22 protein-coding genes, 3 tRNA genes and 1 other RNA gene are annotated in these 20,921 nt (G+C 64.0%); 17 read left to right on the top strand and 9 right to left on the bottom strand.

All coding sequences use genetic code 11. The features are described from left to right. Positions 1–50: 50 nt before the first annotated feature. Both DNA98_RS10115 and DNA98_RS10110 read right to left on the bottom strand, forming a co-directional pair. Positions 51–980 carry a S9 family peptidase gene (locus tag DNA98_RS10115; protein ID WP_110529924.1) on the bottom strand — a complete coding sequence of 310 codons (930 nt, stop codon included), beginning with the start codon at positions 978–980 and terminating at the stop codon, positions 51–53. 9 nt (positions 981–989) lie between these two features. Then, positions 990–2,345: a M20/M25/M40 family metallo-hydrolase gene (locus DNA98_RS10110; RefSeq protein ID WP_110529922.1), complete on the bottom strand. Its 1,356-nt coding sequence runs from the start codon at positions 2,343–2,345 to the stop codon at positions 990–992. 3 nt (positions 2,346–2,348) lie between these two features. Here DNA98_RS10110 and DNA98_RS10105 point away from each other — a divergent pair, with 3 nt between their 5' ends. The 7 genes from DNA98_RS10105 (at position 2,349) to DNA98_RS10075 (ending at position 8,886) form a co-directional block, all read left to right on the top strand. Further along, a complete protein-coding gene (locus DNA98_RS10105) occupies positions 2,349–2,840 on the top strand; it encodes a roadblock/LC7 domain-containing protein (RefSeq protein WP_110529919.1) in 492 nt (163 codons plus the stop codon). A gap of 91 nt (positions 2,841–2,931) precedes the next feature. Further along, entirely contained in the window at positions 2,932–3,522 is a 591-nt protein-coding gene (locus tag DNA98_RS10100; RefSeq protein ID WP_110529916.1) for an ATP/GTP-binding protein, read from the top strand. 76 nt (positions 3,523–3,598) lie between these two features. Next, the gene (gene gcvT, locus DNA98_RS10095) at positions 3,599–4,651 is read left to right on the top strand and encodes a glycine cleavage system aminomethyltransferase GcvT (protein ID WP_110529913.1); all 1,053 of its coding nucleotides are present in this window, start codon (positions 3,599–3,601) and stop codon (positions 4,649–4,651) included. 14 nt (positions 4,652–4,665) lie between these two features. Next, a complete protein-coding gene (gcvH, locus tag DNA98_RS10090) occupies positions 4,666–5,049 on the top strand; it encodes a glycine cleavage system protein GcvH (RefSeq protein WP_110529910.1) in 384 nt (127 codons plus the stop codon). Positions 5,050–5,100: 51 nt separating this feature from the next. Continuing rightward, complete coding sequence (gcvPA, locus tag DNA98_RS10085) at positions 5,101–6,402, top strand: aminomethyl-transferring glycine dehydrogenase subunit GcvPA (protein ID WP_110529907.1); 1,302 nt, start codon at positions 5,101–5,103, stop codon at positions 6,400–6,402. Positions 6,403–6,457: 55 nt separating this feature from the next. Next, entirely contained in the window at positions 6,458–7,912 is a 1,455-nt protein-coding gene (gene gcvPB / locus DNA98_RS10080) for an aminomethyl-transferring glycine dehydrogenase subunit GcvPB (protein WP_110529904.1), read from the top strand. A gap of 14 nt (positions 7,913–7,926) precedes the next feature. Next, complete coding sequence (locus DNA98_RS10075; protein WP_110529901.1) at positions 7,927–8,886, top strand: carbohydrate kinase family protein; 960 nt, start codon at positions 7,927–7,929, stop codon at positions 8,884–8,886. A gap of 2 nt (positions 8,887–8,888) precedes the next feature. On the opposite strand, the gene DNA98_RS10070 is transcribed toward DNA98_RS10075, so the two are convergent. Next, positions 8,889–9,272 carry a Fur family transcriptional regulator gene (locus DNA98_RS10070; protein WP_110529898.1) on the bottom strand — a complete coding sequence of 128 codons (384 nt, stop codon included), beginning with the start codon at positions 9,270–9,272 and terminating at the stop codon, positions 8,889–8,891. Positions 9,273–9,330: 58 nt separating this feature from the next. Between DNA98_RS10070 and DNA98_RS10065 the strand changes: the two genes are divergently transcribed. From DNA98_RS10065 to DNA98_RS10035, 7 genes are all read left to right on the top strand, one after another. Further along, positions 9,331–10,224, top strand: a complete 894-nt coding sequence (locus DNA98_RS10065; protein ID WP_110529895.1) for a metal ABC transporter substrate-binding protein — start codon at positions 9,331–9,333, stop codon at positions 10,222–10,224. A gap of 12 nt (positions 10,225–10,236) precedes the next feature. Then, positions 10,237–10,998, top strand: coding sequence for a 50S ribosomal protein L11 methyltransferase (locus DNA98_RS10060; RefSeq protein ID WP_110529892.1), 762 nt, complete (start codon positions 10,237–10,239; stop codon positions 10,996–10,998). After that, positions 10,995–11,693, top strand: a complete 699-nt coding sequence (locus tag DNA98_RS10055; RefSeq protein ID WP_110529890.1) for a 16S rRNA (uracil(1498)-N(3))-methyltransferase — start codon at positions 10,995–10,997, stop codon at positions 11,691–11,693. Before DNA98_RS10060 ends, DNA98_RS10055 begins: the two co-directional genes overlap by 4 nt. Further along, positions 11,690–12,148: a hypothetical protein gene (locus DNA98_RS10050; protein WP_110529887.1), complete on the top strand. Its 459-nt coding sequence runs from the start codon at positions 11,690–11,692 to the stop codon at positions 12,146–12,148. Before DNA98_RS10055 ends, DNA98_RS10050 begins: the two co-directional genes overlap by 4 nt. A gap of 254 nt (positions 12,149–12,402) precedes the next feature. After that, positions 12,403–12,603 carry a hypothetical protein gene (locus DNA98_RS10045; protein WP_110529885.1) on the top strand — a complete coding sequence of 67 codons (201 nt, stop codon included), beginning with the start codon at positions 12,403–12,405 and terminating at the stop codon, positions 12,601–12,603. Beyond that, positions 12,600–12,830 carry a hypothetical protein gene (locus tag DNA98_RS17810; protein ID WP_158531635.1) on the top strand — a complete coding sequence of 77 codons (231 nt, stop codon included), beginning with the start codon at positions 12,600–12,602 and terminating at the stop codon, positions 12,828–12,830. Before DNA98_RS10045 ends, DNA98_RS17810 begins: the two co-directional genes overlap by 4 nt. Then, positions 12,820–13,038, top strand: coding sequence for a helix-turn-helix transcriptional regulator (locus tag DNA98_RS10035; protein ID WP_110529882.1), 219 nt, complete (start codon positions 12,820–12,822; stop codon positions 13,036–13,038). Before DNA98_RS17810 ends, DNA98_RS10035 begins: the two co-directional genes overlap by 11 nt. Positions 13,039–13,112: 74 nt before the next feature. On the opposite strand, the gene DNA98_RS10030 is transcribed toward DNA98_RS10035, so the two are convergent. From DNA98_RS10030 to DNA98_RS10005, 6 genes are all read right to left on the bottom strand, one after another. Continuing rightward, a tRNA-Leu gene (locus tag DNA98_RS10030) sits at positions 13,113–13,198 on the bottom strand. A gap of 23 nt (positions 13,199–13,221) precedes the next feature. Then, positions 13,222–14,376 (bottom strand): LCP family protein, encoded by a 1,155-nt coding sequence (locus tag DNA98_RS10025; protein WP_110529880.1) that lies wholly within the window; start codon positions 14,374–14,376, stop codon positions 13,222–13,224. Positions 14,377–14,406: 30 nt separating this feature from the next. Further along, the gene (locus tag DNA98_RS10020; RefSeq protein ID WP_110529877.1) at positions 14,407–16,329 is read right to left on the bottom strand and encodes a S8 family serine peptidase; all 1,923 of its coding nucleotides are present in this window, start codon (positions 16,327–16,329) and stop codon (positions 14,407–14,409) included. A 37-nt stretch (positions 16,330–16,366) separates the two neighbouring features. Next, positions 16,367–18,532: a VWA domain-containing protein gene (locus DNA98_RS10015; protein WP_165364018.1), complete on the bottom strand. Its 2,166-nt coding sequence runs from the start codon at positions 18,530–18,532 to the stop codon at positions 16,367–16,369. Between the two features lie 96 nt (positions 18,533–18,628). Next, positions 18,629–18,982, bottom strand: a transfer-messenger RNA (tmRNA) gene (ssrA, locus tag DNA98_RS10010). A gap of 259 nt (positions 18,983–19,241) precedes the next feature. Then, positions 19,242–19,616, bottom strand: coding sequence for a hypothetical protein (locus DNA98_RS10005; protein ID WP_110529874.1), 375 nt, complete (start codon positions 19,614–19,616; stop codon positions 19,242–19,244). Between the two features lie 118 nt (positions 19,617–19,734). Here DNA98_RS10005 and DNA98_RS10000 point away from each other — a divergent pair. From DNA98_RS10000 to DNA98_RS09990, 3 genes are all read left to right on the top strand, one after another. Then, positions 19,735–19,811, top strand: a tRNA-Met gene (locus DNA98_RS10000). Between the two features lie 2 nt (positions 19,812–19,813). Continuing rightward, positions 19,814–19,890 (top strand) — tRNA-Met (locus DNA98_RS09995). Between the two features lie 81 nt (positions 19,891–19,971). Beyond that, entirely contained in the window at positions 19,972–20,832 is an 861-nt protein-coding gene (locus tag DNA98_RS09990) for a tyrosine-type recombinase/integrase (protein WP_129865683.1), read from the top strand. Positions 20,833–20,921: the final 89 nt, after the last annotated feature.

The following is a 20,921-nucleotide window of genomic DNA, read 5'->3' as shown; positions in this document are numbered from 1 at the left end:
ACGGAGGCCGGTCAAGCCAGTCGATGAGGACACACTGCCGCTGCTACCGGCTATCGACTATCGGCACCTTTCAGCGTCCGGGCGAAAAACGCCTGGACGCGCTGCAAAAATACCTGGTCGTTCCGCCCCTGAAAGAGATGGCCTGCTCCGGCGTAGCCAAAGCACTCGGTGCGTTTGCCCAGGGCCTTTAGTTTCTGGCACAGCTCCACGCTCCAGGCGTAGGGTACCTGAGGGTCGGCGGTGCCGTGGTGCACGCTGAAGGCGGCCTGGGTGCGGCTCAGGTAGTTGATGGGCGAGATCCTGGCCAGCTCCGAGGCCGGGGTGCGCAGCTCCTCCTGGCCCCGCTGCCGCCCTGAGAATACGTAGTAGATGCGCTGGGCATTCTTCGCCTCGTCGCCGGACATCGAGCCGTAGAGCACCACCACCCGGACCCGCGGGTCTACCACCGCGACGCGCAACGCGATGCCCCCGCCCATGCTGTGGCCAAAGAGGGCCAGGCGTCCGCCGTCGGCCTTTTCCAGAGGGCCGGGTTGGCCAGCCTGAGCCCGCACGATGGCCAATAGGTTGAGCACGTCCACCGCATAGCCTATCCGGAAAGGTGGGTCGGGTTTGCCTTCCGAAGGCGGGTGGCCCCGGTAGTTGGGGTGGAGGACCACGTAGCCCATGCGGGCTAGGGCGTCGGCGTAGCGGGTGGTGTAGGCCAGGGTGCGGTAGGTGGCGGGGTTGACGTAGCCGTGCAGCACCAGCACCACCGGGTAGGGGCCTTTCCCGGTGGGCACGTTCATGAAACCGTAGAGGGTCAGGTCATCGGAAGGGTAGCGGATGAGGTATCGGGTGAAGTCGGGGTTACGCTCCAGCACCCGCTCGATGGCGATCCGCCCGCCGCCGTAGCTGCGTTTGGCGAGATCGTCAACCGCCAGGCCGCTTTGGGCCAGGCAGAGGTTTCCCGCGAGCAGAACCCCGATGAGCAAAAGCCGCATGGCTCGAGGCTAGGGCAGGGCAGCAAACTTCTCCAGCGCCCGCTTGATCGCCGCCACCCCCCGCTCGAAGTCGGCGATACGGATGTTCTCGTTGGGGCTGTGTACCCGGCTGCCGGGGTAGCTGATGCCGATCGCCACCACCGGGGCCCCCAGGTAGTGGGTGAAGGGGTACATGGGGCCGCTGCCGCCGGAGCTGAGGTGCACGATGGGCTCGAGCCCGTAGGTCTCGCGCAGGGCTTCCACGGCCTGCTGGACCCAGGGGGCCTCCAGGTCGCTGCGGGCGGGGTGCTCGCCGACCTCGAGCGTGACCACCTCTACGTCGGTGAAGCCGTGTTTGTCGAGATGGCGGCGCAGCAGCTCGACCACCTCGGAGGGCTCCTGGTCGGGGACCAGGCGGAAGTCCAGCTTGGCGAAGGCCTCGGCGGGCAGCACCGTCTTGGAGCCGGGGCCGCCGTAGCCGGCGTGGAAGCCGTTGAAGTTGACCACCGGAAGGGCGGCCAGGCGGCGGTAGAACTCGCTGCCCTTGGCCCCGCCCAAAAACCCCTTTACGCCGTAGAGCTGGGCCAGGTCTTCCGACTCGTCGGGGATGGCCTCGAGGCTCCTCTGCTCGCCCTCGCTCAGGGGCCGTACCTTATCGTAAAAACCCTCGATCAGTACCTTGCCCTCGTCGTCGCGCAGGCTGGCCAGGGCCGCCGAGAGGCGGTAGATGGGGTTCTGCACCACCGCGCCCAGCGAGGAATGCAGGTCGTAGGCGGCGGTGCGCACCCGCAGCTCCACCGCCACGATGCCCTTGAGCCCGCAGTAGACCAGCGGGCGCCCCGAGGTGTCCACGCTGCCGAACTCCCAGATCACCGCGTCGGCTGTGAGGCGCTCTCGGTGCTCGCGCACGTAGGCCTCGAGGTGGGGGCTTCCGATCTCTTCCTCGCCCTCGATGACGAACTTGACCCTAAAAGGCAGCCTCCCGTGCTCCTCGATGAGCCACTTGAGGGCCGCCAGGCGCGAGGTGAGCTCCCCCTTGTCGTCGCTGATGCCCCGCGCGTACCAGTGTCCGTCGCGCTCGGTCATGGTGAAGGGGTCGCTCTCCCACAGCTCGAGCGGGTCGGCGGGTTGCACGTCGTAGTGGTTGTAGAACAGCATGGTCGGGCCGCCTTCCCCGCCCTCGGCGTAGACTACCGGGGCGCCGGGCGTGGGGTGGATCTCGGCCTTGAGGCCTAGGTCCTCGAGCAGCTTGGCCACGGCTTGAGCGGTCTCGGGGATGGCCCTACCTTCTGCCGAAACGGTAGGAAAGCTCACCAGATGGGCCAGGGTTTCGCGGGCGTACTGATAAACATGTTTGGGCAGCTTCATCATGCTAGAGTAAACCATACTATGGTCGAACCTACTGTGGCACTCTACGGGGCCGCTTTCGAAAAGGCCGTAGGGGTGCTCGATGAGCTTCTGCGGGAGAGCGGGGCCCGCTACGCTATGCTGGTTGACCGCAAAGGCTTTGTGCTCGCCCATAAAGAAGCGCTCTGGGCTCCTCGTCCCCCGGCCTTAGACTCCTTGGCGACCTTGGTGGCAGGGAATGCCGCCGCCACCCAGGCCTTGGCCAGGATGTTGGGAGAGCTACAGTTTAGCGAGCAGGTTCACCAAGGCCAGCATCAGAGCCTGTACGTCGAAGGGGCCGGAGAGCACGCCTTGCTCCTGGTGATCTTCGACAACTCCACCCCGGTGGGCCGGGTCAAGCTCTTCGCCCGCAAGTCGGCGCAAGCTTTGGCCAGCATAGCCGCAGAGTCGGTGGTGAGCCCGCAGAAGCTGGGCATCGACACCGAGTACCGCGAGGGAGCCAACGCCCTGTTAGACGAGCTTTTCGGAAGCTGACTATGCGAAGGGATAGGGCAGTTCGGCTGGCAGCTTACTCTCTCTGGTCGGCCCGGCGGGCCGGGCAGAGTCCATCACAGGCAGGATTCGTATGAGCACCATCAACTTCGCTGCTCGAGAGATCAACTTCAAGATCGTCTACTACGGCCCCGGCATGTCTGGCAAGACCACCAACCTCAAATGGGTGTTTCAGCAGGTGCCGGAGAACCGCAAAGGGGAGATGGTCTCCCTCGCCACCGAGGATGAACGTACCCTGTTCTTCGACTTCCTGCCTGTGGACCTGGGCGAGGTCAAGGGCTTCAAAACCCGCTTTCACCTTTACACGGTGCCGGGCCAAGTCTTCTACAACGCCAGCCGTAAGCTAATCCTGCGCGGAGTGGATGGGATCGTCTTCGTGGCGGATTCCGCCCCCAACCGCCTGCGGGCCAACGCCGAGTCCATGCGCAACCTGCGGGAGAACCTAGCCGAGTACGGCATTCGCCCCGAGGATGTGCCCTTGGTGTTGCAGGCCAACAAGCGTGACCTCCCTGACGCCCTCCCGGTAGAGATGATCCACGCGGTCATCGATCCCGAACAGCGCTACCCGATCTTCGAAGCGGTGGCCAGCAATGGGACCGGGGTCTTCGATACCCTCAAGGCGGTGAGCCGCCAGGTGCTGGCCAAGGTAGTTGCTACCAGCTGATTGCTTTGTGCTCCTGCCTCAAGGTGGGGTGAGGTCGCCGGGCTTTCTCGAGCCTAGCTGATATGCTGTGCTCGAGATGAAAACCACACCGCTGGCCAAAGTCCACCAGGAACTAGGAGCCAAGATGGCCCCTTTCGCAGGCTACTGGATGCCCATCCAGTACACCTCGATCACCGCCGAGCACCTGGCCGTGCGCGAAGGGGTGGGGGTCTTCGACGTAAGCCACATGGGCGAGTTCTGGGTGCGCGGGCCCCAGGCTTTAGACTTCCTTCAGTACGCCACCCTCAACGACGTCTCCAAGCTCAAGGTGGGGCGGGCGCAGTACTCGATGCTGCCCAACGAACAGGGCGGGGTAGTAGACGATATCTACCTCTACCGCACAGCGGAAGAGGAGTACTTGGTGGTGGTCAACGCCTCGAACATCGAGAAGGACTGGCACCATCTGCAACGCCTGGCAGAGGGTTTTGCCGTTCGCCTCGAGGACGCCTCCGAACGCACCGGGCTGCTGGCCGTGCAAGGCCCCCAGGCCGCCGAGGTGTTGCAAAAATTTTGCGACGTAGACCTCTCGAGCAAGCGGAAAAACGACACCTTCACCGCTACCGTGGCGGAAAGACCGGCCCGCCTGGCCCGCACCGGCTACACCGGCGAGGACGGTTTCGAGATCTTCACCCAGGCCGAGGACGTGCAAGCGGTCTGGGATGCGCTACTTTGGGCCGGGGTGACCCCCTGTGGCTTAGGGGCCCGCGATACCCTAAGGCTCGAGGCCGGTTTCCCTCTCTACGGCCACGAACTCACCGACGAGACCGACCCCCGCTGTACCCCGTTTGGCTGGGTGGTCAAGGAGCACAAGGAATTCTACGGAAAAGCGGCTTTGCTCGCCAGGCGCTGCGAGCGGATATTGGTAGGCCTCCTGCTCGAGCAGGGCATTCCCCGCGAGGGGTATGCGGTACTTTCGGGCGGGGCGGAGGTAGGCCGGGTTACCTCAGGAACCCTCTCCCCCTCGCTCAGGAAGGGTATTGCGCTGGCCTATGTGCGCGCGGGTGCCGAGTCGGGCCACCTCGAGGTGGAGATCCGCAGCAAAACTTACCCGGCTCGCCTCGTATCCCCTCCCTTTGTCAGGCTAAAATGACCCCGGGAGGCCCTATGAACTATCCGAACGATCTGCGTTACACCAAGTCCCACGAGTGGGTGCGGCTCGAGGACGGGCTAGCCGTGGTGGGCATCACCGATTATGCCCAAGACGCCTTGGGCGATGTGGTATTCGTGGAGCTGCCGGTACCGGGAAAGAAGTACAAAGCCGGAGAGGCGGTAGCGGTGGTGGAGTCGGTCAAGACCGCCTCGGATATCTACGCTCCCCTGGCCGGAGAGGTGGTGGAGGTCAACCCAGCGCTCGAGGAAGCCCCGGAACTCCTCAACCAGAGCCCTTACCAGGATGGCTGGATCTTCAAACTGCGCCCTGACAACTCCGCCGACCTCGAGGTCCTGATGGATGCGGCCGCCTACCAAGCCTTCGCCCAAAGCCAGTAGCTATAGCCTGGGCGACGTTCGCCCCCCGCCTTCTCTTATAAGCTGATCCCCATGGACTACACCCCCCACACCGAGGCCGACCTCGAGCAGATGCTCGAGCGGGTCGGCGCGAAACACCTCAGAGATCTTTACCGTGACCTGCCGCAAGAGATCGTGGATCCGCCCCTGCAGCTCGACACCGCCATGACCGAGGCAGAGCTGATGCGCCACTTACGTACCCTGGCCGCCAAGAACCAATCGGCAAGCGTGGGGTTTCTAGGGGGCGGGATCCGCGCGCATTACATCCCCGCAGCGGTCCCGGCGCTGGCGGCCAGGGCGGAGTTTCTTTCGGCTTACACCCCCTACCAGCCCGAGGCCAGCCAGGGGCTGTTGCAGGCCATCTTCGAATACCAGACCATGATCTCGGAACTCACCGGCCTGCCGGTGGCCAACGCCTCCATGTACGACGGCTCTACGGCGCTGGCGGAAGGGGCCTTGTTGGCGCTGCGGGAAAGCGGCAGGATGCGGGTGGCGATCCTCAAAAGTGTCCACCCGGAGTACCGCCGGGTGGTTAAGACCTACCTGGAGGCGATCGGGGCGGAGCTGGTGACGCTCGAGTCCACCGCCGACCCCATCCCTCCCGAGACCGGCGCGGTAGTGGTGCAAAACCCCGACTTTCTCGGTAGCGTACACAACTTCACCGCCCTCGCCGAGGCCGCGCACGCCGCCGGGGCCCTTCTCGTGGCGGTGGTGGATCCCCTCTCGCTGGCGCTGCTCAAGCCCCCCGGCGAGTATGGCGCCGACGTTGCGGTAGGGGAAGGGCAGCCCCTGGGCAACGCGATGGCTTTTGGAGGGCCGCACTTCGGTTTCATGGCGGTGCGCGCAGACCTGGTGCGCCAGCTGCCGGGTCGGCTGGTCTCCGAGACCACCGACGCCGACGGCAAGCGCGGCTATATCCTGACCCTGCAAGCCCGCGAGCAGTACATCCGCCGCAGCAAGGCCAAATCCAACATCACCACCAATGCCCAGCTCACCGCGTTGATGGGGGCGGTGTACCTCGCCGCCTTAGGCCCGCAGGGGCTCAAGGAGGTAGCCACCCGCTCGGTGGCGATGGCCCACGCTCTGGCGGAGAGGCTTTCCCGCATTCCCGGGGTCGAACTCGTCACCCCTGAGCCTTTCTTCAACGAGTTCGCCGTGCGGCTGCCCAAGGGGGCGCTCGAGGTCCGGCTGGCCTTGGCCCGAAAGGGCATCGCCGCCGCCACCCCGGTCCCCGCGGAGTACGGCCCCAACCTGGCCCTCTTCGCCTGCACCGAGCAGCACACCGAGGCCGACCTGGACAACCTGGCTGAGGCTTTGCGCGAGGTGTTGCGGTGAATGTCGTACGTCAAAAGCATCTGGCGTATCACGTGTTACCTCTTTGGGGTGAAGCATGATCGCTGACAAAAAGGAAACCGTCGTCGAATCGCCGCTCATCTTTGAGAAGAGCGTGCCAGGCCGCCGCGGGATCACCCCGCCGAAGGCGCCGGAGGTGGATCTGGCGGCCCTGCTGGGTCCCGATAACCTTCGGGCCACGCCGCCCAAACTACCCGAGGTGGACGAGCTCACCCTGGTGCGCCACTATACCGGCCTCTCCCGCCGCCAGATGGGGGTGGATACCCACTTCTACCCGCTCGGTTCCTGCACCATGAAATATAACCCCAAGGTGCACGAGGCGGCGGTGGGCCTCTTCGCCGACTTGCACCCCTATCAGGCCCCCGAGACCGTGCAGGGAGCGCTGCAACTGATGTACGAGCTGCAGCAGGACCTCTCCGAGATCACCGGGATGGATGCCACTACCCTGCAGCCTGCTGCCGGGGCGCACGGCGAACTCACCGGCATCCTGATCATCCGGGCCTATCACAAAAGCCGAGGGGAGCACGAACAGCGCCGGGTGGTGTTGGTCCCGGACTCGGCCCACGGCTCGAACCCGGCCACGGCCAGCATGGCCGGGTATACCGTGAAGGAGATCGCCTCAGGCCCCGACGGAGAAGTGGACCTAGAAGCCCTCCGGGCCGAGCTCGGCCCGCACGTGGCGGCGATCATGCTCACCAACCCGAACACCTTGGGGCTGTTTGAGCGCAATATCCTTGAGATCGCCCAGGCCGCCCACGCGGTGGGAGCGCAGCTGTACTACGACGGGGCCAACCTCAACGCGGTGATGGGCATGGCCCGGCCCGGCGACATGGGCTTCGACGTGGTGCACCTCAACTTGCACAAGACCTTTACGGTGCCCCACGGGGGCGGCGGCCCCGGTTCGGGACCGGTAGGGGTCAAGGCCCACCTGGCGCCTTTCCTGCCAGTTCCGCAAGTGGTTAAGAACGGCGAAACCTACGCGCTCGAGTACGACCTCCCGCATAGCATCGGTCAGGTCAGGAGCTTTTACGGCAACTTCGGGGCGTTGGTGCGGGCTTATGCCTACATCAGGATGCTGGGGGCCGAGGGGATCAAAAAGAGCGCGGCCCTGGCGGTGCTCAATGCCAACTACCTCAAGGAGCTGCTCAAAGACCAGGGCTACCGCATCCCTTACGATCGCACCTGCATGCACGAGTTCGTGGCCCAGCCGCCGGAGGGCATCAAGACCCTCGATGTAGCTAAGGGGCTCCTCGAGCTGGGCTTCCACCCGCCTACCGTCTACTTCCCGCTCATCGTCAAGGAAGCCCTGATGATTGAGCCTACCGAAACCGAGAGCAAGGAAACCCTCGAGGCCTTTGCCCAGGCTGCCGGAGCGCTGCTGAACAAAGACCAAGTTTGGCTCGAAGGGGCTCCCTACTCGACCCCGGTGCGCCGACTGGACGAGGTGCAGGCCAACCGCAGGCCCAAGCTGCGTTGGGATCCGGGGGAATAGGCGTACCCTGGATTATGACCAAACCCAGCTACCGCCCCCTAGTCGCCGTCGGCGACCTTACCTGGGACGTGCTGGCCAAGCCGGACCATCCGCTTCTGCCGGGGGGCGACACCACGGGACGGGTGCAGCTGGCGGGAGGGGGCTCGAGCGCCAACCTGGCGGTCTGGGCGGCGCGGGTGGGCTACCCCAGCGCGTTTGTGGGGAAAGTCGGGCGGGATCGTTTCGGGACTTTCGCGGTAGAGGAGCTCGAGGCCGAGCGAGTTGAGCCCCATGTGATTTGGAGCGAGGCCAAACCCACCGGGGTAATCGTGGTGTTCATCGACGCCAACGGGGAGCGCTCCAACCTGACTTCCCAGGGCGCCGACTTCGACCTGCGGCCTGAGGAATTGCCGGTAGAAGTACTGCAAGCGGCCGCTCACGTCCACATCACGGCCTGGTCAGTGTTTACCAATCCGCCCTGCCAAGCCGCGCTTCAGGCCGCCCGGCTCGCGGCAGAAGCTGGGGCTACGGTCTCTTTCGATCCGGGTTCGTACCAGATGATCCTGCAACTGGGGCCGCGCCGCTTCCGCCAAATCCTGCGTGAGTTCCCGATAAATTTTCTGTTCCCTAACCTCGAGGAGGGCCGGGCCCTCACCGGGGCCACCGAGCCAGACGAGGTGCTGGAGACCTTGGTCGAGCTGTATCCGGAGGCTACCGTTGCGCTCAAGCTGGGGCCCAAAGGGGCGCTCATCGCCGAGAAGGGCCGGGTGATCCACCTCGAGGCCACCGCGGACGTCGCGGTAGATGCTACGGGGGCAGGAGACGCCTTCGGTGGAGCTTTTTTAGGGCACTACCTACGCTCCCGCGACGCCCAAGCCGCCGGGAGGCTCGCCGTTCAGGTCGCTGGATGGGTAGTGACCCGTTTCGGGGCCAGGGGGCGGGCAGACGATGAGCTCAAACAGCGCCTGCGGGTGTATGGCGTGAACCCGCCATAGGCTTAGCGCTTGCTTGCCGAAGGGCACTCCGGGCAGCGCCCGTACAACACGATCTCGTGGCGTTCGGCCTTGAAGCCAGGGGGAGCCAGCCGCTCGAGGTCGCCTGGGCAGCCTTCGATCTCAAAGACCTTGCCGCAGGCTGTGCAGTGGAAGTGGTGGTGGTGCCGCTTCCCGGCTATCTCGTAGCGGGGGGTCTCGCCGGGGAGTTCTACGGCAGAGATCTGCTGCTCCAGGAGCAGGCTGTTGAGGGTTCGGTATACGGTGGCGATCCCCAAGCCGGGTACCTTTTCCTGCGCCGCCTGGAGGACTTCCTGGGTGGAAAGAGGCCGTCCCGACTCCCGTAGGACTTGGCGGATGGCTTCTCGCTGCCGGGTGTTGCGCCGCATGAGTTAAGCATACCACCTCCCCTTGACAAGTAATGATATATCAATATCAAATAATGCCATGAGAGTATGGCCAGCTTTGACGGTGTTGCTCGGATTGGCGATGGCCCAGCCGATCGCGGCCACGGCCACCACGGGTTTTATCGCGGATATGCTAAGCAACGTGGGCGGAGAGCGGGTCCGGGTGACGGCGGTGGTTCCTTTGGGGGCTGATCCCCACAGCTTTGAGCCCCGCCCCTCGACGATGCGGGAGCTATCGAGAGCGCGGGTGCTATTTGCCAACGGGCTGGGCCTCGAGCCCTTTTTGGACAAATTGAAGGCCCAGCTTCCTCAAGGATCCAGGGTAGTCGAGTTGGCCGAGGGGATGCCGGGCCTGATTGAAGGTGATGAGCACTCCGGGGAGGAAGGACAAGGCCACGCCCACACCGCCTACGACCCCCACCTCTGGCTTGACCCTGCCTATGGCGTGCGCTACGTGGAGCGGATCCGCGACACGCTGGGCCAGCTTGATCCGGCCGGCAAGGCCACCTACACTGCCAACGCCAGCCGCTACATCGCCGCGATCCAGAAGGCCGACGCCGAGGTGCGCGCCTGTTTGCGCGCGGTCCCGGTGGACAAGCGCAAGGTCGTGAGCCAGCACGAGGCCCTTTTGTATTTTGCCCGCGCCTACGGCATCACCATCGTAGGCTCCATCGCCGATTTCGCCGGACAGGAAAGAGGCCCCCAGAGCTTTGCCCGCTTGGCCCAGGAGATGAAGCGCCAGGGCGTGAAAGTCGTTTTCACCGAGCCGCAGTTTAGTCCTGCCGAAGCCCGCGCCTTGGCCGAGGCCACCGGGGCCAAAACAGCGCGTATTTACTCGGATGCTTTCGATGCCCAGGTGAACACCTACCTAGGCTTGATTCGCTGGAACGGGCGGGCGGTGTGCGAGAGCTTGACCTTGGCCTCCAGACCCTAGACGATATTCTCTATGCACGTCTTCCGTCTGAAAGGCGACTTCGACACCCTCGACGCGTACACGCCGCTGCTCTTCGATTTAGGGGCCCGGGGCCTCGAGGAGAAACCCGGCGAGGTCTGGGCCTATTTCCCCCAGCGCCTCGAGCTGCCCCTCCCCGGGGAGTGGCTCGAGCTGCCCGACACCGACTGGCTCGAGGCCTGGCGGCGCGACCTCAAGCCGGTGCGAGCAGGGCCCTTCGTGGTGCTGGCCCCCTGGCATGAGTGGGTAGGGGACGAACTACGCATCCTGCTCGAGCCCGGCATGGCCTTTGGTACTGGCCACCACGAGACCACCCGCATGGCCCTGGAAGCCTTGGCCCAGCACGTCCGGCCAGGAATGCGTGTGCTGGACCTGGGAACCGGCTCGGGGATCCTGGCTATTGCCGCTCAGGTGCTGGGGGCTCAGGCCGTGGGAATCGACAACGATCCGGCGGTGATCCCCCAGGCCCGCGATAACGCCGCAGCCAATGGGGTAGACCCCGAATTCTATGTCGGAACGCTGGAAGACGCCCAAGGTTCCTTTGACCTCATCGTCGCCAACCTGTATGCCGAACTCCATGCCCAGCTCGCCCCCGAGTACCCCAAGTACCTGCTTCCGGGCGGCTTGATGCTGATGACCGGTATATTGCGCGAGCGTGAAAGTTTAGTGGATGGCGCCATGCGTGCGCAAGGCTTCGAAAGCCTACATCGCCGCCAGGAAGGCGAGTGGATGCATTTGACCTATCGCAAACCATGAGGCCCCACCGCGCTTTTGCTCCCAAGCTAGCGCCCCTGCTGACCCTCACCGGGCGAGAGGCCCGCCATCTGGCGGAGGTGCTCCGGGCTAGGCCGGGGGATACCCTCACGGTCTTTGACGGTGAAGGTTTGGAAGGTCGGGCCGTAGTTCGTGCGGTCGAGGGTGGGGTAGTGGAGCTAGAGGTCACCGCGACCTGGCCTGCCAGCCGCGAGGTCCCCGTGCCGGTGGTGCTCTACGTGGCCCTGCTCAAAGGCGACAAACTGGCTGACGTGGTGCGGGCTGCCACTGAGCTGGGGGCGACCAGGATCATCCCGCTGGTATGTGTTTATTCAGTTCCTAAAGAGATAGGGGAGGGGAAGCTCCTGCGCTTGCGCCGGGTGGCGCTCGAGGCGGCTAAACAATCGGGGCGGACCACGGTTCCCGAGGTGCTGGCCCCGATCCCGCTATCGGCTATTCCTCCCGTCGAGCAGGGCTTGGCGGCCCATCCGGGAAGTGCGGTGCGGGTGCGTGACGTGCTCGACCTAAGCAGGCCGATAACCCTCGCGACCGGGCCGGAGGGGGGGTTTAGCGAGGACGAGATGCAAACTTTGACGGAGCGGGGCTTCACCCCGGTCACATTGGGACAGCGTATCCTTCGGGCGGAGACGGCGCCGCTGGCCCTGCTGAGCCTGGTGACCGCAGGAGAAGGTGTGTGACCCGCGTTCTGACCGTTCTCGTTCTGGCCTTGACGCTGGCCTCGTGCCGGTATACTTTTTTGCCGCTAGTCCCCGAACGGGTCGCTTTCCCGGATCGCCCGAGCCTCTACGGGACCCTCGAGCCTTCCGAGAGGGAAATCGTGGCAAAGCTCGAGGTACGCCGGATGCCCCGGCCGGGCTATATCGAACTCAAGTGGTACAAGGAGGAAACCCTGTTGGCCGAGCGCTCGTTGTGGGTCGAGGGGCCGGGTAAGTTCGAGGTCCGCTTGCCCCTTGCCACCCCACCGCCCGAAAGCACCGGCGCGGCCGCACCGCAAAATCCCACCGCTCCCGAAAAACCGGCCTTGGAAAACTACTACCGCTTGGTGGTGATCCTCGAGGGCTCCGCGGTATTACAACTGGATACGGGTACGCCGAGCCTGCCTACCGACCCGAACCCGCCGTCCGCGCCCTAATAATGCCCGGCGTGGTACGGCCGGATACGGGGGGTCGCGCTCGAGGGGGTCTGGCTAAGGCGGCTGTATGCCGCCTTCTGACTGTCGCCCGCAAGGACGGTCTTGAGAGTCCCGCTACCCGCGGGTTTTACGGTATGCCCCTCGTCCACAAACAGGCACAAAATGCCGTTACACACGCGCATTTAGTTGTCCGGTTTGCTAGACTTTTTGCATTGAAATGCATTTGGGTGCGATGAGCCTACCTGTTGTAAGTATTGACAACAGTTGTATATGGCGAGAACAAGAAGCTCCGCAAGCAGATCGAGAGCCTGGAAGCCGTGATCGCCGAGCACGAGGCCAAGATCGCCAGGGAGCAGGCCAAGCCCCAACCTGACGTGACCCTCATCCGCAAATGGCAGAAGGACATCGAGCGGGCCAGGCTCAACATCCGCAAGCGCGAGAAGAGGCCCTCTTGAGGGGCCTCACCCTCACCCCTCGCCCAGGAAGGAGCCTCAAGACCCAATCCCTCGAGGCCCTGTTGGTGGAGCTGGAGCAGAGCGCGGCCGACTTGCGGGCGCGGCTGCGCGGTGCGGCGCTGGGCGACGACGAGCGGGAGCAGCTCGAGGCCGACCTCCACGCCAAGGTGGTGCTGCTGGCCTCGAGCGCCGAGCAAGCCGAGGAGGCCCTGGCCGATGCCGAGTGAGACTGTGCTGGCCATCTGCGAGGCCCTGGCCCGAGCCGGACTCAGCCAGGCCGAGCTGGCCCGGCGCCTCGGCACCGACCGGGGCAACGTCCCACGTTGGCTCTCCGAGAACTACCAGGGCCACACCGTGGCCACCCTCGAGCGCATCGCCGAGGTGCTCGGGATGCGGCTTGAAATCCGCTTCGTACGCGACGACTCCTCGGACTGAAGTTTCACACTCCCTTTTTCTAATGCTGCGGGCTCAACATGGGCTCAGGGCAATCAGGCTCGGTGCGAAAAACGTGGTGCCGGGGATGGGACTCGAACCCACACGGGGTTTCCCCCAACGGATTTTAAGTCCGTAGCGTCTACCATTCCGCCACCCCGGCACAGATAGACAGCGCTACGTATTTTACGGGTTCGTGCGGCTTGCGCCAAGCCGCACGGTGAGGTCAGCCCCCAAGGTGGTCTCCCCGGAGATGCGCCAGGAGATTCCCAGCTGGCTGGCTAAGGCTCGAGCCAAACCTGAATCCCCGTTGGAGAGCACCTCGCTGTGTTGGGGGGCTGCATCCACTTCGCGCAGAATCACCCGCATCCCTAACCGGTGGAGGGTGTCGCGCATTTGCTTGGCCTCCTCCCACTGTTCAGGGGCGTAGATCACCGAAGCCACCCGACCCTGCAGATCCTGAACCGCGGCGGCCTGCTCGGCCCCTTGGCCTTTGAAGTAGCGCTTTACCAGCGCCTCGAGCCCTGCCTGGTCCACTTCCCAGCCACCACCAAAACCGCCCGGCAGCAGCAGGCTCACCAGGCTGGGCCGCTGCATGGCGAAGCCCAGCAACTGCCCGATCTGGGCGCGGCCCAAATCCGTGCGAAGGTTGGCCTCTACCGCAGCCACCACCTGCGGTAGCCGCAGCGCCCCCGCCGGGCTCAACAGTTGCTCGTGCAGGGCCTGAAAAAATGCTTGTTGGCGCTGGATGCGCCCGATGTCGCCCAGCGCGTCCTTGCGGAAGCGGAGGTAGGCCTCGGCGTTCTTGCCGTCGAGCCGCTGGCAGCCGGGCTCGAGGTTGATCTCGAGCTGAGCTGCGCTGTCGCGGTAGTGCAAGGGACGTTCCACGCACACCACCACCCCACCCAAGGCGTCTACCGCTTGGCGTAAGGCTTCTGTACTGATAGAAACGTAAGCATCTACCGGCACCCCCACCAAGCTCGAGACCGCCTGCTTGGCTAGTTCGGGGCCGCCCAGTACGTTGGCCTCGTTGATCTTCCGGTAGCCGTGGCCGGGGAGTTGCACATAGGTGTCGCGGGGAATGGAAAGCACCACCACCCGCTTCTGGCCGGGGTCGAAGCGGACCAGAAGCAAGGTATCGGCGTGACCGCGAAAGTTCTCCGGAGCACGGGTATGGTAACCGGAATACTCTGGCGATACCCCTTGCACCAACACGTTGAGGGGGTTATTGAGACTGCGCGGAAGGCTACCGTAGCGAAAGAACGCCTGAAGAAGCGGAAAGGCCCAGTAGCCAAGCGCCGCCAGACCAATCAATAACAAAACCCATATGAGCCGTCGCACCCATGCCCAGTGTAGCGCTTGGCGGGCTGGCTAGGGAGTCGGTACGCGCTGCAACCCCATGCTGAACTCGGCCTGGGACGGCACCTGCAGTTGTCGCACGGTACGTGGTTCGCTGGCGTCACATAGTCCGTTTTGGGAATCGTCACGGCAGGACCTGAGTTCGTAGTCTCCGGCCATCACGTAAGTCTCGAAGTACCCAGAGGCATCGGGCCTGAGGAGCCGGGGGGTGGGTCCCTCCAGCGCCAGCACATAAGGCCCTGGCGGAAGCTTTAGGCCCAGCGCCCCCGGCAAGTTGAGAAACCCTAGGCCGTAAGCGTCGTCCTTACCGGCCGGACCAAGGTCGGTGAGGTGGCTTTTGAGCTGTTCCCAAGCGGCTTGACCATCGCTGGCTTGGCCGCTCGAGATGAGCAGGGCTAGCGCTGCCGCCACCTGGGGAGCAGCCTGGGAAGTGCCCATGTAAAAGGCGTAGTTGGGCTGGTTGGTGTTAAAGTTCCAGGTAGTGGAGAGGATGCCATCCGGGCAGGGGCGCTCGTCTTCGGTCTGCTTGTTGCGGCATAGGAGGCCGCCGGTGAACTGGGCGGTGTCTCCACCGGGAGCGGCGACGCTTACGCGGTCGTTTCGCTGGGAATACCAAGCCGGGCGTGGAAGCCCGCCAAAGTTGTAATCGGTGGCGCCCACGCTGATCGCCCCGGGGCAGGAGGCTGGATAGTAGTAGGCGGTTCCGCCCCCATTCCCTGCCGCCGCCACCACCGCCACGCCCCGCGCGGTGGCTTCGGCCACGGCTTCACACATAGCTTGGGATTGCGTCGTGGAGCCCAAGGAGAGGTTGATCACCGAGGCTGGCTGGGGATTGACGTACTTCTTCCCGTCGAATTCCACCGGGATGCCTGCGGCATAACGGATAGCCGCCGCTACCGCCTCGAAGGTGCCATTGCCGCTCTCGTCGAGTATTCGGATGGGAAGTACCTTGACTGGGGCTGGCCAGGCCACCCCCACCACCCCGCTGTTACTACAGTTCGGGCAAGGAGCAACAAACGTACCGGCGCCGGCAGTGATAATACCGGTCACATGGGTGCCGTGGCTGCCCTTATCAGGAGACGCGATATCGCCGGTATCGGTGGGGTCAGAGTCGCCCTCTACCAGGTCAAGCGCGCCCTCTCCGGGAAGCACCAACCGGCCCTGTAAGTCAGGGTGGTCATAGCGCACCCCGGTATCTACCACTGCGACCGTCACCGGATTGGGATAGGAGCCCAAATAGCTAAAGCGCGCCCCGGTGAGGCGCAAATGCCACTCCAGAGGATAGAATTCATCGGCAGGTTCGCCCAAGGCCCAGACGATCCCATTGGGCTCGGCCCACTCCACCCGGGGGTCGCTTTGTAGGCGGCGCAGCGCGGTTTGGAGGTCGGAAGTCCGAAGCTTGACCAATCGGTTGAGGCGGTCGCTGGAGAGGAGTGCGGCCCCCTGGGGGACGATCTCGACCGGCTCATGCAGAGCGGTGCGGCTTCCCTCCAGCCCGCTCGAGCGGTACTTGACCAGGATTTCACCGGTCGAGAGGTTCTGGGGCTTGCCACGCAGGGGGACGGCGCCTGCCTCGAGAGAGAAGGAGGTTTGCGACGGAGGTGCCTGGACTTGGCCGCTGAGCTTGACCAGCGGGAGGGTGACCTTGGTGCTCCCTTGGAGATCGCCGGAAAATTGCAAGTCGGTGCTGATGGAAGGCGCTTCGGGAAGCTCCGTCGGCTTAGCCTGTAAGCTCACCCGGGCCGGGCCTAGCCCCTCGGCGGGCGTGGTGGTCAGCCAGGGGCTGCCGGGGATAAGCTTCCAGGCGGTGGAGTAGCTTACGTTTAAATCCAGGGTTCCCTGACCGCTATAGTCAAGGCGAATCTGAGAGGGGGAGACGCCCCGCTGTGCACAGGCCGCCAGGCCCAATACCAGCGCCAAAAGAGCCAGACGCATATCTTTGCCAGTGTAGGTGAGAACCTCGAGAGAAACATTAGTGGCCTAATCCAACCCGCCGCTCGAAGTAGCGCTCAAGCAAAAACAGCAGGATCGCCAACCCCAACAAGTAGGGCCGGGTAGAGAGGTCGGCGCGGCTAGGAAGCTGCCGCAGCTCAGCAGGGCTGGTCAGAAGCCGCCCTCCGCTGGCTTCGGCCAGCCTGGCCAAGTGGACCCGTCCATCCTCTAGGCGCCACTCGGGCAGCTCGGGTAGGCGTAGGCTAAGGCGAGGTTGATCGCCCTCGAGCACCACCGCCTCTCCGCTCGAGCCCGGAGGCAGGAGGGCCTCGTAGCGTAGTGGCCCAACCGGGGGCATAGCCTGCTCGAGGCCGGCGTGGCGCAACCAGGGGTGTTCGAACTGGCCTTCCAACACCACTCGCACCCCGTTTGGTTGGCTCAAAGCCTGGATGTGGGGGCGGGCCGGGGTCTGGGCCAGCCAGCGCACCATCCCTCCCAGAAAACCGCTGACCTCCCGCCAGCCTAGCCACGAGCGCGAAAGATCGGTCGCCAAAGCCGCCACCCGCCCTCGCCCCGCCTCGCCTACCGCCAGCGCCACTCGCTCCCCCGAGTAGAGCAGCCCCTGGGCCCAGGGTTTGGTCTTGGCGGGAAGGATTACCGAGAGGGGGGGTGGGTTAAGGCCACGGGTGATGGGGTGAAGGCGCAAGGATAGGGGAAAGTTCCCCACCAGAGCCTCGCGCCGGAAGGCTCGCTGGGCCTCCTCGAGGAAAAAGCGAGGCAGGTCTTGCGGGCGGGGCACGTCGTAAAAACTCCCTCCGCCTTGCCGGGCCAGCTCGCGCAAGAAGCCGCGGTCCGCGTCGGTACCCAGAGCCACCGTGTTGGTGCGAATCTTGCTCGTTTGGGCCTGGTGGGCCGCTTGCAGGATGGGCGGGGTGGGATCTTGCACCAACCCATCCGTAAGCACCAACACCTGCTTGTCTTGCACCTTGAGCCCTTGTAGCGCTTGCAGGGCTTGGGCATAGGCCTCGCCCATCACGGTGCCGCCCCCCGCACGAGCCGACAGGAGCAGGCTCTCCGCCTCGCGCCGTCCCTGTGGGGTCATAGGCCGGGGCCGGAAGATCCAGTGGGCACCGCTGGAGAAAGCCACCACCCCGATATAGTCCTGCTCGCGGGCAGAGCGGATCAGCTCCAACGCTCCGGAGAGCGCCAACCCCAACTTGTCGGCCTCGAGCATGCTGCCGGAGACGTCCAGAACCAGCACCAAGCCCACCCCGCCATCTTCTTTCAGCGGCTCGAGGGGGATGGCATCGGCCAGGGTACTGCGCTCCCAACTCCCGAAGAACAGGCCCTTGGGCGTTGCGGTCCATAATAGGCTTCCTCCCTGGGCCAAGAAGCTTTGCAGCGCGTCGAGTTCAGCGGGGGAAAACTCAAGGGCGCCTTTGCCCAGCGCAACCACCTGGGCTTTTATAGGTAGGGTGATGTGCTGTGGTTCTTCCACGGCGAAACCTTGGGCCTCCAGGTAGCGGGCCAGCGCCGGGTCCCCCAGCACCCAGACGCGCACCTGGTCTATAGGGGCCACTTCGAGCCGGGCCTGCTTGGTTCCTAAAGGGCTTTGCAGGGTAGCCCGCACCACCGCTGGACTTTCCAGGGGAAAGCGGTAACCCAAGCTCTGCTGCCCCGGCTCGACCCGCAGTTCGCGGATCAACCGCCCGGCAGGGCCTTCCACGATCAGCCGGGCTCGAGCGGAGGTGGTGGACTCGAGCAGTACCCGCACCTCTGCAACCTCGCCTTTCATCGGGTAAGCGGGGGGCAGCAACGAAAGCGAGAGGTTGGGGCTGGGAGAGACCGCTAAGGCGTACACCGGCACCGGAGGCGGAGGTACCTGGGTCTGCCATAGCCCGTCCGAGACCAGCACGATACGGTCGGGTCGGAATGCCTGGGCCGCCTCCAGAGCCTGCTCGAGGTCGGTGCCATCGCCCAAGTCGGTACGGCGGGCAGTGGGGGTGGCGATGGGTTGGGGCCTCGAGGCGAAGGCCAAGTACTGCGCTCCGGGAAGCTCGAGCTGCGGGGCCAATCGCGCCGTAGCCTCCCGCGCCGAGGGGCTTTGATCGAGCATGACCACCGTGCGGGCTGGGCGAAGCGGCAAGCTGGGCCCCCAAGCTGCGCAAAGCAGCAGCAAAATCACCCCGAGTCGCAGCCCCCGCACCCCTCAATTATCAAGCCTAAACCGAGTGCTAAACCAGGTGTACCCAGTCTACGCTGGGCCAAAAGAAAAACTCCGCTTGCGCGGAGTCTAACGTGCTGGTGGACGCGGGGAGAATCGAACTCCCGTCCGAAAGTCCCTCCAGTGGGCCTCTACGTGCGTAGCTGATGTTTAGCTGTCGCCTAGAGTTTCCCCATCAGCAGGGGCTCTAAGCCAAGCCCCGTAAAGGTTCGCCCGACGCTTACGGAGCCTCGCGCGGGCTAGCCGGTTTTAGGTCGTTCGCTAGCCGAGCCAACGGCAAGGCTTGCTAGGAACGTCGCTGGACTTAAGCAGCGAGAGCGTAAGAACGCTGAGTGTTGCCAGTTATGGCTTTGCCGGTGTTTTACGAGGCCACCGACCACCTCGGCACGCTACCACACTTTTGGCGACCCCCGTCGAAGCCAGGTCGCGCCCTTGTACCTCTCGGCGTCCCCGTTCGAGGCAAAGTCCAGTATAGCAGCTTTTCTCATTTCAGACAATGCAGCCGGCTCAGCCTATCCGCGACTCCGGGGACTTTCGGAGGGCCATCACATCCGTCGGCGCTCGAGGCTTCGTGCGGATAGCCCCCAGACACATGTACTTCCGGCCCCGTGACGACCTTCCCTGGCCGCCCGGGTTTATGTCTCCGGTAGATCAACCTCCTTGAGCAGGGTCGCCCAAAAGGGTACGCAAATTAGTCCCCAGGGGTTTGCGCGGCGTTGCTCGTGGCTCGGCTGGCTATCGCTGCCGCTGACTGCCGCACGGTAGCGATGAACTGACGGGTGGCCTCATCCAGCGGATGCTCTCGCCAGCTGATCGAACCCTCAGGGTTCCACTTCACCAACAAAGTATCTAGCCAGTGGACCAAAAGCTCTGCGCTCATGGGGCCGGAATGTGGGTAGAGATGTTTGGCGTTGCGCGTGACGATGTTCCCCAAAGCCTCGTAATGGCTCGGCGAGGTATGCAGGACCACCAGCCGGATCGACTCTCCCGATTCCTGTAACAGACACTCCAGCACATGGTTCTCGGGTAAAGCATTGATGCGCTCGACTCTCAGGGTGCCGACCATACCTTTACCCCCTCAGCCTTTATTATGCCTCGATTTTTCGGACTAAAATTCTGCGCCAGGCTTGACGTTAGCTGCGACCCCGCCTAAGATAAACGTTGCGTCTAGTGCGACGCTACACCGCGGGGTGGAGCAGTCTGGTAGCTCGTCGGGCTCATAACCCGAAGGTCGAAGGTTCAAATCCTTCCCCCGCAACCAATGGCTATGTAGCTCAGCTGGTTAGAGCACACGACTCATAATCGTGGTGTCGGCGGTTCAAGTCCGCCCATAGCCACCAAGCTTACCAGACGCAAGAGTTTGAAAAGTAAAGTGTACCGGTCTACTGCCCTAGTCTGTGTGTCGAAGCACGGAGGGCAGTATGACCATTGGTGAGGCTATCGAGTACTTTCTGGCAGACCACCGTCGGCTTGGTTCGCGTCCGGACACCATAAGGTGGTACCGCACCACGTTGAGCCTGTTGCTTAGAGACCACCAGGGCGACCCTGTGACCGCCTTGACCAAGCCTCTTATGCTCAAGGTGCTAGACCGGAATGTATCCACCAACACCAAGGCCATCTATGAGCGGGCGCTACGCGGATTCACCAGAGCGCTGTACCGTGACGGCATCATCGCCAAATTTCCATTCGAGGGCATGAAGCGCCCTCGAGAGGAGTACAAGCCCAAGAAAACCTTGACCCAAGAGGAGGTAAACCGCCTTTTTGCTGCGGCTGGGTCAGACCCACGCTACCGGCTACGCAATCGGGCCATGCTGTACGTGCTGCTACAGGCAGGTTTGCGGGCTTCGGAGGTAGCCCGAATGCGGGTTGAGGATGTGGACTGGGAGAACGCGGCTATCATTGTACGGGGTAAGACTGGAGACGCCGTCGTACCCATGAGCCGCGATGTGTACCGGGCCATGAAAGCGTACCTGACCACGGAGCGCAGAGGGCAAAGCCGCTACTTTTTCGCCACCGGTAGTCTAGCGGTCACCGGGACTTCGGTGAGCCGCTGGGTGCAGCGACTGGCAAAGCGGGCTGGACTTTCTAGGCCTGTAGGTGCGCACCTGCTGCGCCACACATTCGCCACAAATTACCTGAAAGCAGGCGGTGACGCTTTCCGGCTACAGCGGCTAATGCGTCACAAGACTGCTTCCATGACCCAGCGGTACGTGAACTTGGTGCTGGATGATGTAGCGGCAGACCTCAACCGCAGAGTACTTAGGCCGGAACGCTGGGTGTGATTGAGCACGGCGCGGCGGCGACAGCCCCCGGTACATCGGGAGGCCATAACGCTATGGGGTGCGTCACGCCCGGAAAATTGTCCCCCTAG

It is taken from the genome of Meiothermus sp. Pnk-1 (assembly GCF_003226535.1).
In the GTDB taxonomy this organism is placed as follows: domain Bacteria; phylum Deinococcota; class Deinococci; order Deinococcales; family Thermaceae; genus Allomeiothermus.
Note: the sequence above shows the minus strand (reverse complement) of the source record. Positions and strands in the feature narration are given on the sequence as shown.